Source organism: Shewanella sp. KT0246, from assembly GCF_019654955.1.
GTDB classification, from domain to species: domain Bacteria; phylum Pseudomonadota; class Gammaproteobacteria; order Enterobacterales; family Shewanellaceae; genus Shewanella; species Shewanella goraebulensis.
The window spans coordinates 96,641-121,219 of sequence record NZ_BPEV01000012.1 but is presented as its reverse complement, the minus strand read 5'-3'; the positions used below and the strand labels follow the sequence as shown (position 1 = coordinate 121,219).

General features: G+C 40.2%; 17 protein-coding genes and 1 pseudogene. 3 read left to right on the top strand and 15 right to left on the bottom strand.

Annotated features, from left to right (window positions below; genetic code table 11):
• Nucleotides 1-143: 143 nt before the first annotated feature.
• From K5Q58_RS08015 to K5Q58_RS07960, 12 genes and pseudogenes are all read right to left on the bottom strand, one after another.
• Nucleotides 144-1,523 (bottom strand): DASS family sodium-coupled anion symporter, encoded by a 1,380-nt coding sequence (locus tag K5Q58_RS08015; protein WP_220753418.1) that lies wholly within the window; start codon nucleotides 1,521-1,523, stop codon nucleotides 144-146.
• Between the two features lie 496 nt (nucleotides 1,524-2,019).
• Entirely contained in the window at nucleotides 2,020-2,934 is a 915-nt protein-coding gene (locus K5Q58_RS08010; protein WP_220753417.1) for a M14 family metallocarboxypeptidase, read from the bottom strand.
• Between the two features lie 67 nt (nucleotides 2,935-3,001).
• Nucleotides 3,002-3,466 carry an N-acetyltransferase gene (locus tag K5Q58_RS08005; RefSeq protein WP_220753416.1) on the bottom strand — a complete coding sequence of 155 codons (465 nt, stop codon included), beginning with the start codon at nucleotides 3,464-3,466 and terminating at the stop codon, nucleotides 3,002-3,004.
• A gap of 112 nt (nucleotides 3,467-3,578) precedes the next feature.
• Nucleotides 3,579-5,564 carry an NERD domain-containing protein kinase family protein gene (locus K5Q58_RS08000; protein ID WP_220753415.1) on the bottom strand — a complete coding sequence of 662 codons (1,986 nt, stop codon included), beginning with the start codon at nucleotides 5,562-5,564 and terminating at the stop codon, nucleotides 3,579-3,581.
• 321 nt (nucleotides 5,565-5,885) lie between these two features.
• A complete protein-coding gene (locus K5Q58_RS07995) occupies nucleotides 5,886-6,281 on the bottom strand; it encodes a ribonuclease E inhibitor RraB (protein WP_220753414.1) in 396 nt (131 codons plus the stop codon).
• Between the two features lie 10 nt (nucleotides 6,282-6,291).
• Nucleotides 6,292-6,525: an RNA-binding S4 domain-containing protein gene (locus K5Q58_RS07990; RefSeq protein ID WP_153915639.1), complete on the bottom strand. Its 234-nt coding sequence runs from the start codon at nucleotides 6,523-6,525 to the stop codon at nucleotides 6,292-6,294.
• A 142-nt stretch (nucleotides 6,526-6,667) separates the two neighbouring features.
• The gene (locus K5Q58_RS07985; protein ID WP_220753413.1) at nucleotides 6,668-7,504 is read right to left on the bottom strand and encodes an SDR family oxidoreductase; all 837 of its coding nucleotides are present in this window, start codon (nucleotides 7,502-7,504) and stop codon (nucleotides 6,668-6,670) included.
• Nucleotides 7,505-7,574: 70 nt separating this feature from the next.
• Entirely contained in the window at nucleotides 7,575-8,768 is a 1,194-nt protein-coding gene (locus K5Q58_RS07980; RefSeq protein ID WP_220753412.1) for an HD-GYP domain-containing protein, read from the bottom strand.
• A gap of 338 nt (nucleotides 8,769-9,106) precedes the next feature.
• Nucleotides 9,107-9,568: pseudogene (locus K5Q58_RS07975) on the bottom strand (DUF2919 domain-containing protein); the annotation flags it as partial.
• 188 nt (nucleotides 9,569-9,756) lie between these two features.
• Nucleotides 9,757-11,763 (bottom strand): NAD-dependent DNA ligase LigA, encoded by a 2,007-nt coding sequence (ligA, locus tag K5Q58_RS07970; RefSeq protein WP_220753410.1) that lies wholly within the window; start codon nucleotides 11,761-11,763, stop codon nucleotides 9,757-9,759.
• A 67-nt stretch (nucleotides 11,764-11,830) separates the two neighbouring features.
• Entirely contained in the window at nucleotides 11,831-12,973 is a 1,143-nt protein-coding gene (gene zipA, locus K5Q58_RS07965; RefSeq protein ID WP_220753409.1) for a cell division protein ZipA, read from the bottom strand.
• A gap of 20 nt (nucleotides 12,974-12,993) precedes the next feature.
• Nucleotides 12,994-16,431, bottom strand: coding sequence for a chromosome segregation protein SMC (locus K5Q58_RS07960; protein WP_220753408.1), 3,438 nt, complete (start codon nucleotides 16,429-16,431; stop codon nucleotides 12,994-12,996).
• 186 nt (nucleotides 16,432-16,617) lie between these two features.
• Here K5Q58_RS07960 and cysZ point away from each other — a divergent pair, with 186 nt between their 5' ends.
• Together cysZ and K5Q58_RS07950 are read left to right on the top strand one after the other, a co-directional pair.
• Nucleotides 16,618-17,382 carry a sulfate transporter CysZ gene (gene cysZ / locus K5Q58_RS07955; protein ID WP_220753407.1) on the top strand — a complete coding sequence of 255 codons (765 nt, stop codon included), beginning with the start codon at nucleotides 16,618-16,620 and terminating at the stop codon, nucleotides 17,380-17,382.
• A gap of 222 nt (nucleotides 17,383-17,604) precedes the next feature.
• A complete protein-coding gene (locus tag K5Q58_RS07950) occupies nucleotides 17,605-19,959 on the top strand; it encodes a carbohydrate binding family 9 domain-containing protein (protein WP_220753406.1) in 2,355 nt (784 codons plus the stop codon).
• A gap of 176 nt (nucleotides 19,960-20,135) precedes the next feature.
• Here K5Q58_RS07950 and K5Q58_RS07945 read toward each other — a convergent pair whose 3' ends face one another.
• Entirely contained in the window at nucleotides 20,136-21,368 is a 1,233-nt protein-coding gene (locus tag K5Q58_RS07945) for a response regulator (RefSeq protein WP_220753405.1), read from the bottom strand.
• Nucleotides 21,369-21,388: 20 nt separating this feature from the next.
• Nucleotides 21,389-22,510: a beta-ketoacyl-ACP synthase III gene (locus K5Q58_RS07940; RefSeq protein WP_220753404.1), complete on the bottom strand. Its 1,122-nt coding sequence runs from the start codon at nucleotides 22,508-22,510 to the stop codon at nucleotides 21,389-21,391.
• Nucleotides 22,511-22,871: 361 nt separating this feature from the next.
• On the opposite strand from K5Q58_RS07940, the gene cysK reads away from it, so the two are divergent.
• Nucleotides 22,872-23,837, top strand: a complete 966-nt coding sequence (cysK, locus tag K5Q58_RS07935; protein ID WP_220753403.1) for a cysteine synthase A — start codon at nucleotides 22,872-22,874, stop codon at nucleotides 23,835-23,837.
• Between the two features lie 96 nt (nucleotides 23,838-23,933).
• Here the strand turns inward: cysK and K5Q58_RS07930 are convergent, their stop codons facing one another.
• Nucleotides 23,934-24,467, bottom strand: coding sequence for a GNAT family N-acetyltransferase (locus K5Q58_RS07930; RefSeq protein ID WP_220753402.1), 534 nt, complete (start codon nucleotides 24,465-24,467; stop codon nucleotides 23,934-23,936).
• Nucleotides 24,468-24,579: the final 112 nt, after the last annotated feature.

Genomic DNA, 24,579 nt, shown 5'->3' with positions numbered 1-24,579 from the left:
AGATTGTGTATTTTATAAAACTAATTGCAAGAAACCATTAACAATTCTGTTGTTTAATTAAACTCAAAACATAAAAAAAGCAGCCAAGGCTGCTTTTTTCATGTCTGCTATACAACTGAAGCATCTAAACAAGATAACTTAAGTTAAAAGCCCCAGAAAAAATTCGTGATTAAGAACAGAATAAACATACTGATGAAGTTAATAATAATACCCGCACGCATCATTTCTGATTGCTTAATATACCCTGAACCAAACACTATCGCATTGGGTGGTGTTGCCACTGGTAACATAAATGCACACGATGCTGCGATACCGATAACCACAGATATCATTACTGGTGATAAACCTAATGGCTCCGCAATAGCAGCAAATACTGGAACTAATAAGGCTGCACTGGCGGTGTTGCTGGCAAACTCAGTCAGCATTACTACAAAAGCAATCACAGCAATCACAAACAATGCCATATGCGCATTACCAAAAATATCAGTCACGAAATGAGCTAAGAATACACTGGTACCAGTCGCTTTAAGCACTGCACTTAATGTTAAGCCACCACCAAATAAGATTAATACCCCCCAATCGGTAGTCGATTCAATCTTTTTCCAATCAACTAACTTAAGACCGGCAAGCACCACAACGGCGCCTAATGCGACAATGGTATCGAACTTACTAATTCCACCTAACGCTTGAGAAAGCGGTTTACTGAAAATCCAACAACAAACCGTCGCTAAAAAGATGACTAAAGTCAGCTTACCACTTGTAGACAAAGACTCTGTCTCTGACTTGATTTCACAAGTAGCCGATAGGTCGGGCTTTAGAAAAATGTATAACGCTATCAACATAGCAGGTAGCATTAAGGCAACAGTAGGTAAGCCAAATGCAAGCCAATCACTAAAGGTTAGCCCGACTTGAGCTGCTGCAATCGCATTTGGTGGGCTTCCGACTAAAGTACCAATACCACCAATATTAGCTGAATAAGCAATACCTAGAAGCACAAATAAGTAAGTGGTTTTATGATGTTTAAAATCAAGTTGATGCAATATACCTAACGCCAATGGCAACATCATTGCCGCCGTAGCAGTATTACTGATCCACATAGACAGTACAGCTGTCACCAAAAATAACAGCAAACAAGCAATACTGAGCTTACCTTTGGAAAGTAACAGGACTTTTTGTGCAATTAAGCGATCAATACCCTGATGATTTAGCGCTGCCGCTAAAACAAAACCACCAAAGAATAAATAGATGATTGGGTTAGCAAAGTTGCTCATGGCTGTTTGCGTATCAAACACATCTAAAAAGACAGCAATAATTGGAATCAAAATTGCTGTGATACTGATATGAATAGCTTCAGTTAACCATAAAATCGCAGCAAATATTAACAGTGATAAGCCAGTATTTATGCCAGGCTCAAAAGGTAAAAAATTGTACAGCAAAGCGAATAGCGCAATATTACTAAACAAAATAATAAAGTCTTTTTTATTCGATACTGCCGTTGATGACTTGTTTGGTGTGTTTTCCATTAAAGCGCCCTCCCTTATTTTTATTGAGAACAATGTAAAGCACACAAGGGACTAAGATAAAGCACTGTTTTTCGGTTAATTTATTACTTTTGAAATCAAGCTAAATGTGAGCAACGCCTCACTTAAGTGGTATTATGCGACCAAAACGAACAGTAACCATACTTATGTTGTGGTAATTAAGTTCCAAAACAAGGCATTTAGCGATTTGTTCAACTCGAACTGAATGTTTAACCCCATTTAAAAACTGTGATCCACATCTAACAAACCAGCAGCCCGACTAGCTCAAAGCGACTTTATTAGCCAGAACGTGAGCAAGATCTAAATCAAAGGCACAAAAAAACCTACCGCTAAAGTAGGTTTTTAATTCAATAATTAAACGACTGACACTACAAAAAGCCAATGTTCTAGTCAGTTAAGCCCTGAATTTCATTAATTTCAATTAGCGAATGCTATTTCAACATGTTAAGCGGCATTTTATTACGGTGCACAACTCATGTTAAAGACCCAATAGGTAATCAAGCCCGCTACAAATAGCAGCAACTTGCGCCAAAATACAATTTTCATCGTCAGATAATGGACTGTCTGGGTACACTTCGGTGGTGGTTTTATATTGCGCTTGAGTTAAACCTGCACAAAGACCAAGTTTACCGCATGGATAATTAATAACGCCGAACTGGGCTAATTCAACACCAATCAATTTCCCATCGGCATCAGCAGGCGCAATATGAGTGACCTTTTCAACCCCTTCAATAATGGCTCGTTGAAATTCAGCTTGTGGATTTTCTGTATCGCCAACTAAGTAAAAACCATCTGGAATATTCCAATTGTTATTTACTATACCGTCTCTAGCTGCCAGTGCAGGTCTAAACTCTGAATTATCAGTATCTGTGGTTTCATGTAAATCAATATGAGCTAAAATATCAACCCCAATCTCTGCCATCATATTAAGCAAAGCTGCGGACTCTTCTGCAGGACTATTGGCATAAAATGAACGGTTTGGATCGACAGCATTTGGATTCCAACGATTTATGGTTTCATACCCCCAAGGACTCACACATGGGGCAACGATAATATTAAAGTGCTTAGCATACTCCTCAGCTTTCGTTTCAGCGAAACGAATCGCGCCTTGCACACCGCTAGTTTCATAACCATGCACTCCCCCAGTCACCAAAATAAACGGCTTGTCAGGGTCCCATGCTGATTGAATCATGAGTAATGGATACTTAGCTTGCTCATAAGAAAGAGCACCATATTGAGACACGGTAAAACGCGCTCGTAAAGCATCAATTTTACTGACGACTTCTTGCTGATAACTGCGCTTTATCTGTTGCTGCGACAACCATTGCTTTTTATGTTCGTCCGACCATTTTTGACCTGTTACACCTATGCCATAAGACTCGTTAGTTTGCATATCTATCCTAGTTATCATTATTATTTTTGTATTAGCCGTGTAAGTTTATATAACAACCAGCAAAAAGCTAACCTACTGGAGGGTGCCCTTTCACTGATAAGCTATAGGAAAAGAAGCGTGTGTCTTTCACAAAGCCAATTTTTTCATACACTGATTGGGCTGGAAAGTTCACTTTGGCGGTACCTAAGTCAACACGTACTGCTTCAATCCCTCGCGCAAATTCAATAGAGCATTGGATTAATTTATTGGCGATGCCTTGGTTCCTTGAGCTGGCATCAACAAATAGATCATTTAAAACCACCACCTTACCTAACTCAACGGTAGAAAAAGTTTGATAATTTAGCACAAATCCGACAGCTTGATTTTTATCATTATAAGCAGCAAAAATATACGCATCTTTATTTTTTAAGCGCTCTGATAAATAACATGCATGTTCGCTCTCAGCAGAGTCCACACCATAAAACGACATATATTGCGCAAATAAAGGCAAGATATCGTTATAGTCGGTCAAAGTTATACGATTAAAAATCATCGTTTTCCTCAATTGAACATTGTTATTAATCCTAATGGATTACTATGGTCTGTTAATCTTTCAAGGTTGTTTTTCTGCTCCATACACTCTTTAAAGCCTGCAAGTGCTTCACTTACAGGCCTGAATTTTCAAGTTCCTTCTCATCTAAGCCTAATTGTTTGGCATAGCTGATGTTTGGCACAATTCTAAACTCAAACTTTAAGATTTTATGACAGGCTTCATAAAACTCTTCACCCAACCATTGTTTATCATATTGTTGCAATGCGCGTAGCATTGCATCTGCACCTGAGCCTTGCTTAATTGATTCAGGCGCCATAGCGTCGATAAAACTTGCAACAAGGCCATATAAATCTTTTTCAGCATCACCTTCAACAGACCATAAAGTTGGATCAGCATATTGTGCGGCATAATGGCTGGCGGCAATATCTGACCCAATACCGAAATTGACTAACGTCGCTTTTCCATCTCGACAGATAATGTTCTTCGGACAAATAGCTCCGTGGTGAATATCTAAACTGTGAAGGTACTGTAAAGCTGTTAGAATTTGCACAAACCACAAGCGAGGCTGACCAACTTCAATGGTTGGCACTTCATCAAGTCCCACACCTTGTACCCAGTCTCTGGCAATAAATAAATCATCTGACTGAGGCAACTGACCAAAAGCGAGTACCCGTTCAACATGTGGATGATAGATTTTGGCTAGACTACGGTACATATTGCTTAAAGTATTCCATTGGCTATCAACATCTTGATAAACGCTAACACAGCACGGGTAATTACCCTGTAAATGCATTGCACGCCAAAGCTGACTACGAGAAGTCGCCGAGATAAATTGATCTAGACGATAATGATGATCAACGATGGCGCCTTTTTCCACTTCGATTTTCTGCGGCAAAGTATCACAAACACCTAAGTCGATAAGAGCCGATAAGTCACAGCGAATTGCATCTAAGTCAATGGTACTGCCATTAGCTGCCGCGCGATACCATTGGTAAATACGTGGCTGCAATGTCTTTTCAGCTAAATCCAAAAATGCTTTGGCGTAAGCTTGAATATCCTCACTGGTGTTCAAGGAGTCTTTAATATCGATAAATTCAACGTCTGCATCTTCAGAAATAAAGATACAGTTATCAGCCCAGCCACCAATGGTGTAGCCACGGCGATGAATTTGTTGCAGTCCAGTGACACTACGACGCAGAATCTCTAATAATTGGTAAGTTGTTTGTTTTTCTACATCGAAAATATTCAATGGCACGCCGCGGGGCATTCTGATGGGTAGAACGACTTGCTCACCGTCTTGAATTAGGGGGGCGCAAAATGGCACACAGCTGCACCCAGACAGAGATTGAATTCGTTTGAATTCATCACGTAACTTCTGTTCGTGAGAGTTAGCTTCTATAGCATCCTCAAACTGACTGATCACTAAAATTTTAAGTAACCAAGGGGCAGTCCAACCACCAGGGTTATACTCTGATTGCCAAACTTCTAATCCTTGTTGTAAAAACAGACATTTAAGCTTAATAAAATCTTGAATCTTATTATTGCGCTGCTCAACTAGAGCCACTTGACCTATGGTGTCTAACACCATTTCTTTTTGTGTTTCTGTAACTGGGTGAATGTGCGGCGCCGTTAAGCCCCACTCTTTGGTCAGCGCTGCAATGATTTTTGCTGGAGTGTAAATACTGAGTTTGCCGGTATCTTTTTCAACAAGAATTTCTTCGCCTTTACGGCCAGTGACAAATACCATTCCTTGACACCAAGGCGCATACACTCCCACTGGGATTTTGTTTTTTAATTTACCCGCCAACACTCGGGCAACATAGTTAGCTTTTGACAAACTATTATCCACATGACGGCCATCTAATGACCACGCATGAAGCCCTGCATTTAAACGGCCAATATAACCTTTTACATCGACAACATAGACACCAAATTCACCAACAACTAGTGCATCGACTTCCATAGCTTGGCCGGTATGAGTAGGGATTTCGACATTGGTAAGGAGTAAATAATCTTCTGGAAGTTCTTCGGATAAAAGAGAAAATGCCCAACGCTCGGCGTCGTTAACTGGTGTACCAAAACTAATATGTCTTGCCATTGAGAATGCGACTCCATTAATAATTATTGTTATCTATTTCTGCATATGGCTCCATCCTATAATAGAAAGGTGCCAAAAAGACACAAAAAAACCACCATAAAGGTGGTTTTTGTTTTCATAAACTTAACAGTAATTATTTCGTTAACTGATGAATCAATTCAGGCACTACATATTCATCATTTAACTGGTGAACATATTGGCTAGAATGATATTCAAACCGTCATGTACTGAAGAGCTTTTCGCAAGAGTTTTTCACAGAGCAAGTTTTCACCGACTCACTCTCAAATATCAACTATTCGCATATTAAGAGTGCAACGCAAATTAATGCGTGTGTGAACAATTATCATCACATTGATGATCATCTTCGTCAGCAAACTCATCATCGCCTTCTTGATGTTGCATTACGCCCCACCCGTCAGTCATGCCGTCAAATTCTTGAGCAAAGGTATTCAGCTCAATCTCTTTTGCGACTAAATCGTCATAGCTAGGTACCATGTTTAAACAAACAATCAGTTCCCACTTTTCGATTTCTTCGCTGAAGTTAAGCTCTAACTCACCATTAAGATCAGTTTGTGCTAATGCTTCAAGCGCTGACTCAGCATCACGCTGATCATCAAAAATTAAAAAGAAATCGACATCCAATGCTACCGATAAATCGATACCAGATTCAGCCATAGCCGCTAACATTTTACCATTATCATCATCAGGAAATTGCATTGTTCTGTCCTTATGCACTGGCAACAATTTTAATGAGCTCGCCATTAAATTCAATGACATCACCCACAACACATTTTTTACGCTTGCGAGTATCAACTTCGTTATTCACTTTAACGAAACCTTCAGAGATAACGTGCTTAGCTGCGCCGCCGCCATCTACTAAACCTTGTACTTTTAATACTTTATATAACTCTACAAACTCATCGCCACTTAATAGTGGGAACTCTGCAACTTCGCTGCTCATTTAATATTGGCCTTTCATCATAAATATGCTCGGCATTATACCTGAACATGGATTAATACCAATGCTTAAACCCTGCCAGTAAAGCAATCAATCGTTGAAACAATTGATTGAGCTCAATTCAACTTAAAATTAATTAACTGGACTAACAAGCATCAAGCATTTTAACAGGATCGGGATGAATATAGTTGAAACCTAGCTGTTGGCAAATTAAATTGCCAATAATGGTCTTACTTGGCAAAACTTGGTGATTGAACTGCGGCGCATCCAAGCCTAAATGCACTGCGGCAGCTTGATAAAAATCAGCTCTTGAGGGGTGATTGGGCGCCGCTAAATTATAAATACTCGCAACTTCAGTGCCTTTTTCAGTCGCTTGTAAAATAGTGCGAATCGCTTCAATACAATCATCAAGATGAACAAGGTTTACTGCAACATTACCACCAGCAATATCTTGCCTTCCCCCAAAGAACTTCCCAGGGTGCCTCTTAGGCCCAATCAATCCTGAAAAGCGAATAATGCAGCTATTTTGCATCGCAGCAAAATGAGATTCAGCTTCAAGCAAAACCGCACTTTTATCATCATAAGCCGTGGCATCAGTTTCAAACATATCTTTATCCGTTGGAGGATAAACACCTGTGGTACTGATAAAAATCACCCGTTTGTACTCATGACCATTAATGAGCTGCTTCAGCCGCTGAATGTGCGTTAGATAATGGCTCTCCCCCCGCCTTAGCCCTGGTGGAATATTGGCAATTAGAACATCAGCATCAAAAAGAGGCGCTAATCTCGTCGTATCATGCTCTATCGTTTGCTCATTAACTTGGCTTAAATCCAGCTCAAACGGTGTAATGCCTTGTTGAACTAACTCATCACAACCTTGTTGAGTTCTTTTAGTGCCTGCCACTAACAGCCCATCTTTCACTAATTGCTGAGCCAGCGGTAAACCGAACCAGCCGCAGCCGACAATTGCTACTTTGTTCATTTAATTATTCCGAGGGTAATATGAGTTTAAAGGTATTGTGTGATGAATTAATTCGATCGTTATTCGAACGCTACTCAATGATATGACTAATATAGAAACAAACTGGGCTATTAGCTTGTAAAGTGCTGATTAATTTTTCTGACAAAGATTCGATTTTAATAGTTTCAATAATCGTCACATCTTCATCAGTTAAACAGCGAAACGTTGCCTGTCCACCGCGATCATTACAACTATAAACATGAGGCTGTTTTGACTCAGGTGACGTCATCATCACTTTAGCAATCTTGCCATCAGATAGTTTTACTATTGAGCCTGGTGGATAAATTCCCAACACTTTTACTAATACTTGTATCAAGTCTTTTGAGTGTTTGCCCATTCTAGTTTTGAATAATGTTCCCAGCGCCACTTGCGGTGAACCAGTCTTCATCAATAAGCCTGCATAGTCATTTGCCAGTGCCGCTATTTGAGTCAACTTAGGAATTTTAATTTCGGTGAGTTTATTGGGGTAACCACTGCCATCTAAAAACTCATGATGATGCAGCACGATGTCGAGCACGGACGCTGGAAATAACCCACTTCTATCTAGCATTTCATAACCAAGATTTGGGTGAGTTTTCATATAATTAACTTCAACAGTGGTTAAATCTGTGCGTTTTCGTCTAATTGCATCGGGAATTTTAAGTTTGCCGACATCATGGAAAACACAGCCTAACGCTAAATCACGTAATTCGCTGTGACTCAAGCCAATACTATTTGCCATCATCATTGCTAACACCGCAACTGACACACTGTGCTGAGTAATACTAAGCTCTTTATCCACACTGGTTACAAAAACAATTTCAGGTTGCTTACTTTCGTTGAGGTGAGTCATCAATTGCTCAACCACTGTGGCGGATTCTCTATATGAGACTTCTGCATCGCTGATGACTTTACTAAAAGCAGGCCTTAAGTCGCTAGCTGCCTTGTTAAACCTTTGCTGACTAGAATGAACCGATTTTTTTATCGCACCTTGAATATCAAACTCGGCCACAACCTCTTCAACAACCACTTCTTTAACGTCTTCATCATTTGCTAACAAATGATGACCATCAATCACCGTTACATAGGTGATATCTAGGCTGTTTATTAATTCGATTTCTGCGCGAGATGTCACGGGGACTTTATTTCTGAAGAATGGATTATTGAACCACGAAATTGGCAGTTTAACCGTCAGGCCAACCACCAATTGTGACAAAGGTATATTAATTGATTCCGTTTTTGACACTATTGCTTACCTTCGAAATATCCATTTAATCCATTGGGTAATTGCATCGAACAGAGTAATAGTCCCTGTTCACTTACTTATTCATTGTTATTTATTAGTTGTTACTTTTTCTGCAATATTGCTTCTGCGCTTTCATTCTCATCATCGGCTTCCTCATTATCTGAATGGCCATCGCTAGGCGTTAAAGGCTGTGATAAAGCACTGTGATTTCTTGGTCGATTGTAATGCTTTATATGATGGTCATCCACCGCTTGTTCAATTAATTGCTTATCACTGTCTTCATCGGGTTCAGAAGGATTTTCTTGTTGTTTTAACTTCTCAGCTTGCTGATAGTTTGTCTCTTGCTGCCAGTCATTAAAATAATAATGAAGTCGCTTTGACTTCAGTAAATAGATACAAGACCAAAAGATAAACAGCGCATCTAATGCAAAACTAACACGAAACAAAAAATCATCATGCATAAGCCGTTGATTTAATATTATGGCATCGACTATTAATAATAGCCAAAGTCCGTATTTAATCTTATTAAATAATGGCCTAGCAAACTGCGGTGCACGTTTTCTTTCTGCGATAATAAGCGCATAAATAATAACAGCCCCGACACCTGCAACTAATGCCATTAAAAAATCGCTTTTATCAGGATAAAATAAACGGACTAAACCAGAGCGGTCATTAAACTGAGTTAGCGATGCTGCAAACACACACCATCCACGAGCCAAAAATATCAGTATCAAATACAAAAATAAGGGTGGTTTAATGTGGCCTTTCTCATCTAGCCAAGTGATATTACTGAAATTCACTGAGTACCTATTATTAACGATTTAGATTTAAAAAAATCTGTCACTGTTTAATACACATGAGGGCAAAACCTCATAAAACAAGCGAGATGCCAAATCTAAACAGTAATATCACTGTAAATAACTCCCATACCGACATACATATGGGGCACAGGAGTTAATGCTCAGGGCTTATTACTTAAAGTATTAGGTTAACCATTCAATAAAGCCAAAAGCTGGTCTTCATCCATGATTTTTATCCCTAAATCTTGCGCTTTAGCCAATTTTGAGCCTGCTGCTTCACCAGCAACAAGACAATCAGTATTTTTAGACACACTACCTGCCACTTTAGCGCCCATTGCTTGTAATTGCGCTTTTGCATCATTACGATTTAACTGGGTTAAAGTCCCAGTTAAGACCCATGTTTGACCTTTAAGGCTTAACTCTGCTTCATCCACAGCTTCAATTGCTGGCCAACTTACCCCAGCTTCAATAAGTTTATCAATCACCTCGAGGTTGTGAGGCTGAGCGAAAAAGTGGCAAATATGTTTAGCAACAATAGCACCTACATCATCCACTTCCATTAATTCATCAACGTTAGCGGCTTTTATCGCCTCTAAGGTTTTATAGTGACTCGCTAAGTTCGCAGCTGTAGCTTCACCGACTTCGCGGATTCCTAAGGCATAGATAAAACGCGACAAGGTCGTTTTTTTAGCATCATCAATGGCTGCAATAAGTTTAGTGGCAGATTTCATTGCCATTCGTTCAAGCATGGTGACCATTGACGCAGTAATGGTGAATAGCTCTGCAGGGCTTTGAACTAACTCTTTATCAATGAGTTGTTCAACAACTTTATCGCCCATACCATCAATGTTAAGTGCTTTACGTGAAGCAAAGTGTTTAATCGCTTCTTTACGTTGAGCTTCGCAAAATAGACCGCCACTACAGCGAGCAACAGCCTCGCCTTCTAGGCGTTCAACCAAGCTTTGACAAACTGGGCACTCTGTTGGAAATGTAATATCTTTAGCATCTTCAGGGCGCTTTTCAGGCACGATAGCGACTATTTGTGGGATAACATCACCCGCACGGCGAATAATAACGGTATCACCTACTTTTACACCCAATCGAGCAATTTCATCAGCATTATGCAAAGTGGCATTGGATACCGTCACACCGCCAACAAAAACAGGTTTTAACCTAGCAACTGGCGTAACCGCGCCTGTACGGCCCACTTGAAAATCAACTTCTTCTAGTAAGGTCATTTCTTCTTGAGCTGGGAATTTGTAAGCGATAGCCCAGCGAGGCGCACGTGCGACAAAGCCCAAAGTCGTTTGCTTGGTAATGTCGTTAACCTTAATCACCACACCATCAATTTCATAAGACAGTGCGCTTCGTCTTGCCATTATGTCAGCGTAGTAGGCAAACACTTCAGGCAGGGTGTCACACACTTTAACTTCTTGACTTAATGGTAAGCCCCAACCTTTTAACTGGTTAAGTTGGCCAAAGTGACTGTCAGCTAATGGGGTCACTTCACCTTCAACCACGCCTAGAGCATAAGCGTAAAAACCTAAGGCGCGGGTTGAGGTTATTTTACTGTCTAATTGACGCAAACTGCCTGCGGCTGCATTTCTAGGGTTAACAAATACCTTTTCACCTTTGCTTAATTGACGTTCGTTTAGGGCATCAAATGCAGCTTTTGGCATAATCACTTCACCGCGTACTTCCAATAGTTCTGGGTAATTATCACCCCGCAGCTTTAGCGGTACAGAATTAATGGTACGGACATTTTCAGTGATATCTTCACCTACAGCACCGTCGCCTCGGGTGGCAGCGCGTTCAAGGACTCCATTGCGATATAAAATGCTGACAGCTAATCCATCAAGCTTGGGCTCACAGCAATAGCTCACGGTATCAACTTTATCGGTGACCCGTTTATTGAACGCCTCAAAATCTGCTTGTTCAAACGCGTTATCCAAACTCAACATCGGTTTTAAATGAGTAATTTGATCAAATTTGGCTAACGGCGCACCGCCCACTCGCTGGGTCGGTGAATCACTACTGATTAACTCGGGATGAGCAGTTTCAATTGCAATCAAACGTTGCATTAATCTGTCATATTCTGCATCAGGAATGCTGGGCGCATCATCAACGTAATAACGGATGTTGTGGCTATGAAGCTCAGTGCTTATTTGCTGTAGTTCGGTTTTAATGTCTTGCATAAAATTACTCATCTAAAGACAAATAAGGCCGCAAGCGCGGCCTCATAAAAAAGAAATCAATCAGGGTTTATGATACAGCCCTAATTCTTGCTAAATATTGTTGTTTGTTGGTTTCTGTCCAAGTTAGACGTTTATCGTCCATCACTTCAGCACCTAAATCATCAGCAAGTTGCTGAGCTGAATTAAGCATGATTGAGAAGTTCATTAACGGATCACCATGACAAGGCAATGTCATAAATAACACTACACCTTGAGTCACGAATTGCTCCATGTTATCAGGGTCAAACACACCCGGCTTTAACATGTTAGCCATCGAAAATAAGACTTTGCCATTGCCAGCGTTATCCAAATGACGGTGGAATATATCCATATCACCAAACTTGAAGTTTAATGATAATAGGCAAGGCAGTAGTTCAGCACCATGTAATTGTTCACCTTCACGGGCAACAACGTGCAGTACTAGTACGTCTTGTGGGTCGCCTAATGGCTCCTCTGCTTCTTTTAATGGTTCAGCAGTTAACGGTTTAGCTACCGTTTCAGCTGCTTGCTCAAATTGAGGTTCTGCGTCAAAGTCAGCGGGATATTCATCAACCGGTGCAGTTTCAGTAAATGCTTCTGTTTTTAATTCTTGAGTCGGTGCTTGTTGCACAGCCTCAAAAGTGTCTTCAGCAAACAAAGCTTGTTGAGTTGGAACATGTGACTCGGCTTCTGGCGCAGGCTTTTCAAAAGTATTGTCAGCTACTGGTTCAAAAGAAACTTGCGGCTCTACAGCAGCTGTTTGTAATACAGGTTCTTTACGGCCAGGGTTGTAACTTGGCGCCTGTGAATTGACTGCTGATTGATTTTGTAAACCAATGCCCTTTTTAGAGCCAGCTTCGTTAATTTCAACATCATTATGAGAAGACGTATTATGATCAACAGGTTTATTTTGTTGAGAAGACATGCTTTGCTGAGAAGACCTAGCTTGCATTGTCGCTGATGATTCTTCCGCTGAGTCATTTTCGGTCGAAACACGCCTGACTTCACCAATACCATCAGCATCAAAACCTTGGGAATCACGTTGCTGTGATTGGTCTTTATAAAACCCCGTCATCGGGTTGTCTTTTAGGGTTTTAGGTTGTTGTTTACGAATAGACCAAAAACCATGAACTAGTACTGCGATAATTGCTATTGCACCTAGTACAAACAAAACCAGTTGAAAATCTTCCATTGGTGACCCTGTAATCCTGTTTATTCCGCGTCGGCTAACGCCACCGCTTCATCGATATCTACTGCGACTATACGTGAAACGCCTGGTTCATGCATAGTGACACCTATTAATTGATCAGCCATTTCCATCGTAATTTTATTGTGGCTGATATAAACAAATTGCACACTCTGTGACATCTCTTTTAGTAAGCGGCAAAAGCGCTCAACATTGGCGTCATCTAGAGGTGCATCAACTTCATCTAGCATACAAAAAGGTGCTGGATTCAATCTAAATATGGCGAATACTAATGATAAAGCGGTTAGCGCTTTTTCTCCACCACTAAGAAGGTGAATTGTACTATTCTTCTTACCTGGTGGTTGAGCCATAATCGTCACACCAGTTTCAAGTAAATCGTCATCAGTCAGTGCAAGGTAAGCCTTACCGCCACCAAATACCTTCGGAAATAGTTTTGATAAATCAGCATTCACCGCATCATAAGTGGTTTTAAATCGACTTCGGGTTTCCTTATCGATTTTGCGAATAGCCTCTTCAAGCGTTGCTAACCCTTTATTCAAATCATCATCTTGATTATCTAAATAAGCTTTACGTTCGCTTTGTTGTTCAAATTCTTCAATCGCCGCGAGGTTAATTGCGCCTAAATGACTGATCCTAGCTCTTACTTTATCAAGATTTTTCTGCCAAATACTGACTTTGGCATCTTCAGGGATCTGTTTTAGCACCGCCTGAATATTAATTTGTTGTTCTTCGAGTAATTGGTACTGACCATTAGCCTGACCTTTTAAACCTTCACGTCGTAACTTTAACCCGCTGAGCGATTGAGTCAAGTTTTGAAGGCCACCAAGCTGTTGTTTTTGAATCAATACCGCACTATCTAACCGAGATTGTAACTCTGCTTGTTGAGTGCGATTTGAATTTAACAATTGTTGCTTTAATTGCTGAACGTCTAGCTGCTGAGCTAGTTGCTGCTGCAGTTGTTCAAGCTGCTTATCACCCAATGATTCATTGCTTTGCTGTTGCGATAGTCTAAGTGAACTAATTTGCTCTACTAAAGCATCACATTGTTGCTGTTGTTTACTCAGCTGAGCTTGAGTCACAGCGGCTTGAGTTTGCAGTTGCTGCAATTGGTGGCGAAGCTGAACCACCTCTCTGTCCTGCTGACTGCGCTTAGTTTTATATTCTCGTAACTGATTACTTGCCGTTTGCCAGCCTTGATTGGCTTGTTGTTGCTCACTCATCTGTTGCTGATGCAAACTTTTAAGCTGCTCTGCTTCTGCGGTTAACAGCTCAACTTGCAGCACACCTAGACCAATTTGATTTTCGCAGTTGGCAACTTGCTCATCTAAGCTTGCTCGTCTGCGCTGATTATCTTGTTGTTGTTTAAGTAGGCTTTGGCTTTGAGCATCAAGTTTACTGCAATCTAGTTGCAGTTGATGACATTTAGCTTGCGAAGCGCTCATTTGCCCATGCACATCTGCCACTTGCTGAGTCAATTCACTAACTGCTATTTGCTCTTTGAGTAATTGCGCCTGTAATTGTTCAATTTGCAATGATAACTGTTGGCGCTCATTTTTTAACGCAAGTTCAGATTGCTTACCTTCTGTTTTGCTGATAACAAAACCATGTCCTAACAAATAACCATCTTTACTGGCAATTAAAGTAGCTTCATCCATTAAAGCGCTCGTGGCTAATAGATGTTTCGCTTGCACAACATCTTCAGCCCAAGTGACTTTGTTTAACCATGGAGTTAAATTAACAGGCGCTGAAAACTGCTCGTTAGCTGTGCCTGCATCAGGATTAAATGTAAATCCTAACGCCTGTTCAACATCGTCAATATTAGTTGGATGAACCGCAGTATTCAGCACACCTTGCAGAACGAGCTCAACCGCCTGCTCCCAACCGGGCGTCACCTCAACCACTTGCCAAAGGGCTTGGTTGTCATCAGGTTCATTATTACTCAGCCATTGGTCAATTAAGTCATGACGAGCCGTTAATGAGGTTAAATGCTGTTTATTCTGCTGATATTGATCACTCAATTGCTGCAAGTTAGCCTGTCTTTCGTCTAAATCTTCACTGAGCTGATGCTTCACTTCATCTTCAACTTCAAGTTGTTGGGTAAAAGCATTTATTTGCGCATCAAGTTGAGTCAATTCAGCTTGGCTATTTTCATCGATATTACGTTGCTGTTCAGCTTTCAACTCGATTAATTGCTGCTGTTGCTGAGTTAAGGTTAATTGCTGATGCTGGAGTTTGTTTTGAGTGAGCGCCGCTTCCATTTTTGCATTAGAGACAGAATCAGAAAGTAGACTTAAATGTTGTTGTAGATCAGATGCTCTTTCTTCAACGTCATGCAATTGCTCGTCAATGGTTTGCAGTTCTGCTTCACCAAACTGTAAATTCGGCTTTAAGCCGATAACATCGGTATTGAGTTGTTTCTCTTGCAGGCTAAGCGCTTGTAACTCTTCGGTGGCAGTTTGTTGTTGACTCAGCAAATCCTGCAGTTGTTTTTCAAGTTGCGAGTCTTGTTGCTGCTGATGCTTTAATTGTTGTTCAAGTTTGGCGATTTCAGTGCCAGCTTGATAAAACTCAGCCACTAAGCTTTGTTCTGAGTCTGATAAATCAGCTAACTGCGCCTTTAACTGGGTTAACGTAAGCTCTGTGCTTTCTCCATCAGCATTGGCTGCTGCGATACTGACATCAAGTTGCTGCATCTCTTTTGCAAGGCCATCAGTTTGGCTTTGCAATTCTTGATATCGCATCACTAGCAATTGTGCGTGTAAATTACGATCTTGTTGTTTCAATTCGCGATACTGTTTTGCTGCTTGTGCTTGTTGATCTAATTTTTCTAGCTGACTGCCAAGTTCTAATCTAATGTCACTTAAGCGTTCTAAATTTTCACGGGTGTGACGAATACGGTTTTCCGTTTCGCGGCGACGCTCTTTGTAACGAGATATTCCCGCCGCTTCTTCAATAAATACTCTTAGCTCTTGAGGTTTAGACTCGATGAGTCTTGAAATGGTGCCTTGCTCAATAATAGCGTAGCTTCGTGGCCCAAGCCCGGTCCCCATAAATAGGTCGGTAATGTCTTTGCGGCGACACTTTTGACCATTCAAATAATAATTAGAGTCACCTTCTCGGCTCACTTGGCGTTTTACTGATATCTCTTGATAACTGGCGTACTGACCAGATAAACGACCATCGAGGTTTTCGAAACTAAGCTCAATGCTAGCAACAGATACAGGCTTACGCGCGCTGGAACCGTTAAAAATAACGTCCATCATTGAGTCGCCACGAAGATTTTTAGCACTGCTTTCACCCAATACCCAACGCACAGCATCAATCACATTGGATTTACCACAGCCGTTTGGACCGATAATGGCCGTTAAGGGATGGTTAAAGGGAATTTTGGTAGGGTCAACAAACGACTTAAAGCCAGCAAGTTTTATTTGTTTTAATCGCATTGTGCTTTTATGGTCGTCCGTAAGGATGAAAAATAATCAATTTGTCTAGGATAGACATTTTACTAACTTTACCAATCACGCTGCATTTTGTAACGATTTTTATGACTTAAACACACTTTAAGGCTTGTTTTCCGACCAATGCATCACCACAATCAGTAATAAGTAGTTTTTTCAAGGACGTATTAGATGGCAGTCAAACCCGTAAAAAGTGGCGTTAACTATTTTATAGATGGCTTTAAGCTGATTAAACAGCCGGGTCTTCGAACCTTTGTATTCATTCCATTAATGGTTAACTTGGTATTATTCTCAACCGCAATTTATTTTGCTGTAGGCAAATTAGATGAGCTCTTTGGTTGGATGAATAGCCAAATACCAGAGTACCTCACTTGGTTGAATTTCTTCTTGTGGCCACTGGCAATAGTCAGTTTATTAGTGGTGTTGTCCTTTGTGTTCAGCTCTGTCATGAACTGGATTGCCGCCCCGTTTAATGGCTTATTGGCTGAAAAAGTAGAAATGCACCTTACAGGTAAATCATTAAACTCTGGCACCACTATTGATTTAATCAAAGATTTACCCCGCATAATGGGCCGAGAGTGGATAAAGCTTAAATACTATCTGCCCCGCGCATTAATCTTTTTAGTATTATTTATTGTCCCTGTTGTCGGGCAAACTGCCGCACCGATTTTATGGTTTTTATTTAGCGCATGGATGATGGCAATTCAATATTGTGATTTCCCATTTGATAACCACAAGGTGCCCTTTAATGATATGAAATTCGCCCTTAGCCAAACTAAAGGAACCAGTTATAGCTTTGGCGCTGCCGTGACATTATTTTCGATGATCCCGATAGTAAATTTTATTGTCATGCCGGTCGCCATTTGCGGTGCAACAGCAATGTGGGTAGATAAATACCGTGAAGCCTACAAACACCCAGAAATCGCACCTGAATAGGCAAATTAGCGCCATATTGACGAAACACTAAAACCTATGTAACCGCCCCGACTATTTAGTTGGGGCTTTTTATTTGACACATTTATTAATTTACATATTTAATTCAACTGGTGACCTTTCAGTCCAGTAACAATTTGAAACCAATATCCTACAAATAATTAACGACCTTTTTAAAAGTATTTGCGACAATTGCACAAACTAAATTAAAAATCAGCGTGCATTGTGAATAAAACCTTATCGATTCAAACTCTTTTAACTGGATTGTTATTGGCGGGCTCTACCGTATCAGCCTCAGCATTAGCCGGCGACCCTGCACAATTTAATGTCAATATTCCCACTTTAGAAGCAGGCATCGAAGTAGATGGCGATTTATCAGAACCTCAATGGCAACAAGCAGCAAAAGTTCAGCTCAAATACGAAACTTCGCCGGGTGAAAACATCGCCGCGCCGGTGACCACTGATGCCAAAATATTTGCTACTGAAACCAGTTTATTTGTCGCCTTTATCGCCCATGACACCGACCCATCTAAAATAAGAGCCAACTTACGAGATCGAGATAACTCTTGGGGTGACGATCAAGTGGGTATTAAGCTCGACACCTTCAATAATGCCCGTCTTGCCTATCAGTTTTTTATTAACCCTTATGGGGTGCAAAATGATTCCATAGAAAATGAGTTAACAGGCCAAGAAAGCGATGCATGGGATGGTATTTGGTACAGCAGCGGTAAACTGACAGACCAAGGTTACCAAGTCGAAGTTGAACTACCACTTCGCCTGTTTAATTTTGATGATAATAAAGATGTTCAGACTTGGGGGATTGAGTTAGTTCGTTTTTACCCTCGTAATGAAACCCATAGATTATCTAGCCACAAAATTGACCGTAATGTTTCATGTCAGCTATGTCAGCTTGGTACAGCGACTGGCCTTGCTGGTGCTCAGCAAGGGCAAGATATTCAAATAACCCCATCAGTGGTAGGTTCACGTAACAGTAATCGAGAGTTAAACCCTAACCAACCTTGGGAAGATGACGACAATGTTGAAGTTGGCCTTGATTTACGTTGGGGTATTACACCGACTACATTATTAAATGCCACCATTAATCCAGACTTTTCGCAAGTTGAAGCGGATTCAGGCCAGCTTGATGTCAATAACAACTTTGCCTTGTTCTACCCTGAAAAACGCGCTTTCTTCCTAGACAATAAAGACTACTTCGACACTCAACTGAGTTTGCTGCATACCCGAAATATCAGCTCGCCAGATTACGGGGTAAAACTTACCAGCAAAACAGATGACCACACACTAGCTGTTCTCGCTGCAAATGATGAACAAACCCATTTTTTAGTACCTGGCAACTTAAGCTCGGACGTCGCGACCATTGACGAAGAAAGCTATAACCTCGCAGCAAGATATCGATTCGATCCAAGTAAAGAATTATCCTTTGGCGGTCTAGTGACAGCTAAACAATCCGACAACTACCATAACTATGTGGCTAGTCTTGATACGAAATGGCAACCCACACAGCAAGATACTTTCACTGCTCAATATGTGTTTTCAGATACCGAATACCCAGAGGATTTTTTTCAGCAGTTTTGTAATGGTGATGATTGCTCAACCCCACCACAAGAATGCGAAACAGGTAATTGTGATTACAACGAGCGAGTGTTACGAACCAAAAAACAAGATAATTTTTCAGACAGTATGTACCGAATAAGTTATGACCATGAGCAACGTAACTGGCGAGCATTTTCTCGTTATGAATCTATTGGGGAAGATTTTAGAGCCGACTTAGGCTTTATTGAAAGAATCGATGCCAGTAAATTTGTTGCAGGTGGTAATCACTATTGGTACCCAACAGATAGCTTCTTTAACAAGGTTGAGTTTGGTGGCGACTGGGATATTACCCATAATCAAAATAATGAAAAAATCGAACAAGAAGCAGAAGCTGCAATCCGCCTTAATGGTGGTTGGCAAAGCTATATTGCCAGTGGTTTTGTTCACAAAGACCGAGTCGGGCGCCGTCAGGACAGTTCATCACTTGCCATTGATGACAACACTACAATGTATACACTTGATTTAATGTGGTTTTACACTAATTTTGTCCCTATCGAATCTTTAAAGTTAGAGTTTGATATGAACTATGGTGATGATATTGATTATGCCAATGATCGCCCTGCGACCATCACCATGTTCAATCCTGCTTTTGAGTGGAAAATTACCGAATCTGTCATCTTAGATGTTAACCATAAATACCAAGCGTTAGATGTCGATGAAGGACGTTTATTTACTGCAAACCTAACTGACTTGCGTCTTAACTGGCAGATCACCTTAAACAGTTTTTTACGCTTAACCAGTGTTTATACTGATATTGAACGTGACCCTGATTTATACAAATATCAGTCGCCAAATGAGCAATACCAACAGTTAGGCAATGAAATTTTATACGGTTATAAACTCAACCCACAAAGTGTGTTTTATGTGGGTTACTCTGATGGATTAATTTCAAATGATGATATTGATTCACTGACTAAAAGAGATGAAACCTATTTTATGAAAGTTAGCTATGCTTGGTTGCTATAGTTTTAGTTTTAGTTTTAGTTTTAGTTTAGCTGTTCACCTCAACAAATTAAGTGTTAAGCACGGCTTATCTACTCAGCTTTAAAAAGCTAAAGAACCTAATAAAAGCTAAAATATCAGTGAATAAAAAAGGACTGCTTAGCAGTCCTTTTTAATGTGTGTTATTCAAATAAAAACTATCAATAAATAACCCGATTACGTCCAGCTTCTTTAGCTTCATACAGCCCCAAATCAGCGCGATGTAATATGGTATCTAGATTAATATCTGTGTTTTCAGCACTCGCTATTCCGCAACTAAAGTTAACGGTTAATTCACCAGCGTCAGTTGCAAATGGCTGCGCAGCAAGTTGCTGCCTAAATTTATCCATCACAGTAAATGCGCGCTCGCCGTCTAGGCCTTTAAATGCCACCACAAATTCTTCACCACCAAAACGGGCAACGGTAAAGTGCTGACCAAAGGCACTCTTCAAACGCTTAGCAAACTCAAATAAAACCTGATCGCCCACATCATGGCCATAGGTATCATTGACGTTTTTGAAGAAATCGATATCAATTAATCCTAAGGCTAATTGCCCTGCCTCACTGACATCTTTTTCATGTTGCTTGAAAAAATAACGGCGAGTATAAGCTTTCGTCAGGTAATCTCGGTTAGCTTGCTCCCAGAGACTACGCAGCATATCAAGCGAGTCTAAGGTATTTAATACGCGGCAATGAAACTCTTCATGTACAAATGGTTTCTGTAAAAAGTCATTAGCACCATTTTTGATAAAACGAGCAGATAAACTTTCGTCCGTATCGTTTGATAGACCAATAATGGCTAAATCTTCACGGCTAAACTTTTCGCGTACTTTTAGAATTAACTCGAAGCCATCAACATTTGGCATGTTGTAATCAGTAATCAGCAATTGAATATCAGGGGTTTCATTTAAAACCTGAATCGCTTCTGCGCCATCACATGCTTCAAGCACTGTAAATAACTGTTGTTCTAATAAAACCTTAACGAACTTACGACTCACAACAGAATCATCAGCCACTAGAACTTTTACATGTTGATTTTGGTCTAAACGAGCCACCAGTTTAACTACATATTCATAGCTAAAACGATTCTCTTTAAGAACGTAATCTGCAATGCCTAATTTAAGGAGTTTTTTACGCTGACGAGAGTCAAGGTTAGAGGATAAAACAATGCAGGGTGTTTGATATGACATCAATACAAGTTGGGCTATTTCACCATCTGGAGCATCTGGTAAATTTAATTCTGCTACAACGACAAAGTATTTATGCTGTTCTAATAATGCATTAGCTGATGACACATCAGCTGCTATGTCAACTTCACAATGCAAGTCTTGCATTAATAAATGCCGAAGGACTTTAGATACAGCTTCGTTATCTTCAACAATCAGAATTCGCAATTAATTCACCTATTTTACTATTAGGTCTTTTCGAGAATGATGCTCCCAATAGAATAGCCAGCACCAAATGAACACAGGAGTCCTAAATCACCGGTTTTAAAATCTTGATTATATTTATGAAATGCAATAATCGACCCGGCTGACGCAGTGTTAGCAAACTCATCTAACACTACAGGAGCTTTACCTTCTGTAACATTATCACCGAGAAGTTTACGAACTACAAACATATTCATATTTATATTCGCTTGATGCAACCATAAACGTTTAAATTCATTAGCTTGTATCTGTTCTTCTGCCAACTGCTTATCTAAATGTTGATAGATCATCGGCAGCAACTCTTTGAATACTTTTCGGCCTTGTTGGTGGAACAACTTGTCACTGCTGTTTGCTGTATCGGGATCGCAGCGATTAATATGACCAAAGTTACTGCGAATATTATTGGAGTAATCTGTAAAGCACTGGCTTGAAAGCACATTAAAGGCGTGTTCGGATTGGGCTAATGAGGCTTTTTCCACCACAACTGCTGTCGCTACATCACCAAAAATAAAATGGCTGTCACGGTCACGGTAATTCACTTGTGGCGAACATATTTCAGGGTTAATCACTAACACTCTTGATGCCGTTCCTGATTGAACTGCATTAACCGCATTCACTATGGCAAACGTCGCTGATGAACAGGCCACCAGCATGTCATAAGCAAATCCTTTGGTGCCCATCGCTTGTTGAATTTCAATGGCGATTGCTGGATATGAACGTTGAGTATAAGCACAGGCAACAATGACTAAATCGATATTTTCAGCGCTCAGCTGCGCTTGATTCAGCGCTTGTTTAGCCGCTTCAATGCCAATTTCAGCTTGCATCGATAACGAATCTGATGGTCTATCTTCAATAAGCGGCATCATAATATTTGGATCTAATATGCCATCTTTAACCATCACATAACGACTTTTAATGCCTGATGCTTTTTCAATGAATTCAGAAGATGAGTGCGATAAAGGCATGACGTCGCCCGCATCAATTGCTACTTGGTTTTGTCGATTAAACTGGTCAACATAAGTATTAAAACTTTCAACTAACTCATCATTACTGACACTGTGCGGCGGTGTATATAAACCACTACCTGAGATAACCACTTTATTCATATTATGTCTGCCATATCTATATTGGTGAATACAGCAATTTATCGTAAATTTACAATGCTTAATCTTGGAAACGGTTATACAGGTTTATAACTCGCCCATTAAAGAAGGATAAATTGCGTTTCTGTAATCTCAGTCTATTACTATCTTTGCTATTCATTAAGCACTAAATGTTGATTTAACGATGGTCAGACCATCAACAACCTATTAGCGTGCTTAACTAACATCTTGTTATATAAGAAGATGCTTTATTATTATAATTGAGTTAACTTTAATAACTAAAAGGAATAACGAATAACAAAGTATCACTGTTAAAGCCCCCTAAACCGATTATCATTAGACAATGCCAACATAGGAGCAAACCATGAGCAACATTTACGAAGACAATTCATATACGCTAGGTAATACCCCACTAGTGCGCCTTAATCGAGTAAGCAATGGTAAAGTGTTAGCCAAAGTTGAAGCACGTAATCCAAGTTTTAGTGTTAAGTGCCGTATTGGCGCAAACATGATTTGGGATGCTGAAAAGAAAGGCACTCTAACTAAAGAAGTAGAGCTTGTAGAGCCAACTTCAGGTAATACAGGTATTGCACTTGCATATGTTGCAGCTGCTCGCGGTTACAAATTAACCCTAACTATGCCAAATACTATGAGCCTTGAGCGCCGTAAATTGCTTAAAGCTTTAGGTGCTAATCTAGTGCTAACAGAAGGCGCCAAAGGAATGAAAGGTGCGATTGATAAAGCTGAAGAAATTCGCCAATCTGATCCTGCTAAGTACCTTATTTTAGGCCAATTCAGCAACCCAGCTAACCCTGAAATTCATGAAAAGACAACAGGTCCAGAAATCTGGAATGATACTGATGGTGAAGTTGCAGCATTTGTAGCTGGTGTTGGTACTGGTGGTACGATTACGGGTGTTAGCCGTTACTTAAAAAGCAAAAACAAAGACCTTGTATCTATTGCAGTAGAGCCAGTTGACTCACCTGTTATCGCGCAAGCAAAAGCAGGTCAAGACTTAACTCCTGGACCACATAAAATTCAAGGTATTGGCGCAGGTTTTATCCCTGGCAACTTAGATTTAGATATGGTTGACCTTGTTGAAGCCGTTAGCAATGACGACGCTATTGAAATGGCACGTCGTTTAATGGAAGAAGAAGGTATCCTAGTAGGTATTTCTTCTGGCGCAGCCGTTGTAGCCGCAAACCGTATTGCAGAAAAGCCAGAATTTGCAGGCAAGAATATCGTTGTTATTCTTCCTTCTGCCGCTGAGCGTTACTTATCATCAGCACTATTCGCAGGTGCATTTGGTGACAGCGAAAACGTTCAATAATCATTTATTGAAATAGTTAGCAGTAAATCAAAAAACCAGCAAATGCTGGTTTTTTTATGTCTCAAGGTGAGGATTCACTGAAATCATGCAATGAGTTTAACTCATTGCAAGAGTAAGACTAGAGCTAATCTCTTCGGTGCTGAGCATTAAAATTAATTCCTGCTCTTCTCCCCATAAAATCCGTTGTTGATGCACTAAACCGAGTTTATTAAGTAAACTAATTGAAGCAGTATTTTCCAAACTGGTTATACCTAAAATCGGTGCTATGCCTAAGGTACCACTAGCATAATCCATCACAGCTTTTGCAGACTCATAGGCATACCCTTTTCCCATATATTGAGGTAAAAAGCCAAAACCTATATCGGTATAAGGCAGTCCTTCCCGATTTACTAAGCCACTCATGCCAATTACGCATTCATCTTGATTTCGAATAACGGCAAATAGCCCATAACCATTAATCTCATAACTTCGAATAAGATTGGTTGATAAAAATGCCTGTGCATCTTCTAATGTCTTAATACCGCGATCGCCAATAAACTCAATATATAAAGGTGAGTTCATTAGTTGATAAATGAATTCACCGTCGTCCAAAGTGAATTCTCTAAGCGTTAAACGCTCTGTATTAATCATTTTATATCCATTGAAAATAACTATGGCTCCATAGATACATCGCTACATCATCTATTTCAATCAGGAATAGAGCTAGATCAAATTCTTATGTCATTACGTTTGTTAACATCCG